This is a genomic window from Aeromonas sp. QDB39 (assembly GCF_027707585.1).
GTDB classification, from domain to species: Bacteria; Pseudomonadota; Gammaproteobacteria; order Enterobacterales; family Aeromonadaceae; genus Aeromonas; species Aeromonas hydrophila.
In genome coordinates this window covers 1-2,673 of sequence record NZ_JAPCIV010000096.1, presented here as the reverse complement: position 1 = coordinate 2,673, position 2,673 = coordinate 1, and the positions used below count along the sequence as shown (strand labels likewise).

Here is a 2,673-nt window from a genome sequence, read left to right as displayed (position 1 = left end):
TCCAGGTACACCGTGTTCCACAGCACGATAGCCGCCGTCACCAGGTTGAGGCCGCTGGCCCGGTAGCGCTGCTGCTCGAAGCTCCGATCCCTGATTTCCCCAAGGCGGTTGAAGAACACCGCCCTGGCCAGCGAGTTGCGCGCCTCACCTTTGTTCAGGCCGGCATGCACGCGGCGGCGCAGTTCAACACTTTGCAGCCAGTCCAGGATGAACAGCGTGCGCTCGATCCGGCCCAGCTCGCGCAGGGCCACGGCCAGTCCGTTCTGGCGCGGGTAGCTGCCGAGCTTGCGCAGCATCAGCGAGGCGGTGACGGTGCCCTGCTTGATCGAGCTGGCCAGGCGCAGGATGTCGTCCCAGTGGGCACGCACGTGCTTGATGTTCAGGGTGCCGCCGATCAGCGGGCGCAACGTCGGGTAGGCTTGCACGCCCTGCGGCACGTACAGCTTGGTTTCGCCGAGGTCGCGGATGCGCGGCGCGAAGCGGAAGCCTAGCAGGTGCATCAGGGCAAAGACGTGATCGGTGAAGCCGGCCGTGTCGGTGTAGTGCTCCTCGATCCGCAGGTCGGACTCGTGGTACAGCAGGCCGTCGAGCACATAGGTGGAATCGCGGACGCCGACATTCACCACGCGGGTGCTGAACGGCGCGTACTGGTCGGAGATATGGGTATAGAACAGCCGTCCCGGCTCGCTACCGTACTTCGGGTTGACGTGCCCGGTGCTCTCGCCCCGGCCACCCGCGCGGAAGCGCTGGCCATCGGAGGATGAGGTCGTGCCGTCGCCCCAGTGGGCGGCAAAGGCGTGGCGATACTGGTGGTTGACCAGCTCGGCCAAGGCCGCCGAATAGGTTTCGTCGCGGATGTGCCAGGCTTGCAGCCAGGACAGCTTGGCGTAGGTCAGGCCGGGGCTCGACTCGGCCATCTTGGTCAGCCCGAGGTTGATCGCATCACCGAGGATTGCGGACAGCAGCAACGTCCTGTCTTTGGCCTCGGCCCCGTCCTTCAAGTGGGTGAAGTGGCGGCTGAAGCCCGTCCAGTCGTCCACGTCCATCAGCAGTTCGGTGATCTTGATGCGCGGCAGTAACTGGCTGGTTTGGTCGATCAGCGCCTGCGCCCGATCCGGCACCGCCGCATCCAGCGGGGTGATTTTCAGCCCTGACTCGGTGAGGATGGCATCGGGCAGCTCGTTGTCCTTGGCCAGGCGGGTGACGGTGGCCAACTGCTCGTCCAGCAGCTGCAAACGCTCTTCCAGGTACTGGTCGCTGTTCGGGTTGATCGCCAGGGGCAGGGCCTGCTCGCGCTTGAGTGCGGCGAACTTCTCGGCCGGCAGCAGGTAGTCGTCGAAGTCGCGGAACTGCCGCGAGCCCTTGACCCAGATGTCGCCGGAGCGCAGGGCGTTCTTCAGCTCGGACAGGGCGCAGATTTCGTAGAATTTCCGGTCGAGGCCTTCCGGGGTGATCACCAGCGGCTTCCAGCGCGGCTTGATGAAGGCCGTGGGTGCATCGGCCGGCACCTTGCGCAGGTTGTCGGCGTTCATCTCACGCAGGGTCTGCACGGCTGCCAGCACGCCTTGCGCGGCCGGCGCGGCGCGCAGTTCCAGCACCTCCAGCAAGGCCGGCGTGTAACGGCGCAGGGTGGCGAAGTTCTCGCCGACCAGGTGCAGGTGGTCGAAGCCTTCCGGCCGGGCCAGCAGCTCGGCCTCGCTGACGCTCTCGGTGAACTCGTCCCAGGGAATCACCGCCTCGATGGCGGCATAGGGGTCGCTGCCGCTTTCCTTCGCTTCCAGCAGCGCCTGGCCGATCCTGGAGTACAGGCGCACCTTGTCGTTGATCGCCTTGCCCTGCTTCTGGAACTGCTGCTGATGCTTGTGCTTCGCGCCGCTGAACAGCTTGACCAGGATGCGGTCATGCAGATCGACCAGCTCATCGATCACGGTCGCGGTGCTCTCCAGCACCACGGCGGCCAGGGTCGCGTAGCGGCGCTGCGGCTCGAACTTACCGAGGTCTTTGGGCGTCATCTGCCCACCCTCGCGGGCCAGCTTGAGCAGGCGGTTCTGGTGGATGTGCCGGCCCAGGCCTTCGGGCAAGTCCACCAACTGAAATGTCTTCAGCCGCTCGATGTGTTCCAGCATGTGCCGAGAGTTGGGTTTCAGCGGTGCCTGGCGCAGCCAGGTCAACCAGGTGATGCTGCTGCCGGCCTTGAGCTTCAACAGCTCGTCCAGCTTGGCCCGATGCGAGTCCGTGAGTGGTTCGACCAGGGCGCGGTAGACCCGCCGATTGGCTCGCGCAATGGCTTCCGAGCAGGCCCGGTCAATCACGCTCAGCGCCGGCAGGATGCGTCGTTTCTGCCGTAGGCTCTCCAGGGCCTGACCGGCCAGCAGCAAGCCTTTGTCGGTCTGCTGGGCCAGCTCGGTTAGCTCGCGCACCAGGGCGCGGAAGTCGGACAGGCCGAACGGGGCCAGTTGCAGGTAGGTGCGCAGTTCCTGGGCATGCTCGCGACGGGTCACGTCGCGCTCGCCGTACTTTGCCCAGCTCGCCGGCTCGGCCTGGACTTGCTTCGCCACCCACAGGATGACCGGCTCGGGCAGCTCGCTGTCGGTTCCCAGCGCGTAACCGGGGTAGCGCAGCAGGCAGAGCTGCACGGCGAAGCCGAGGCGGTTGGCGTCGCCGCGTCGCTGG

The 2,673-nt window shown here is 66.1% G+C and carries 1 protein-coding gene; it reads right to left on the bottom strand.

What is annotated here, in order from left to right:
* Positions 1-2,673, bottom strand: a 2,673-nt coding sequence (locus PG899_RS23880) for a Tn3-like element TnAs1 family transposase (protein WP_270697808.1), incomplete at both ends; no start/stop codon positions are given.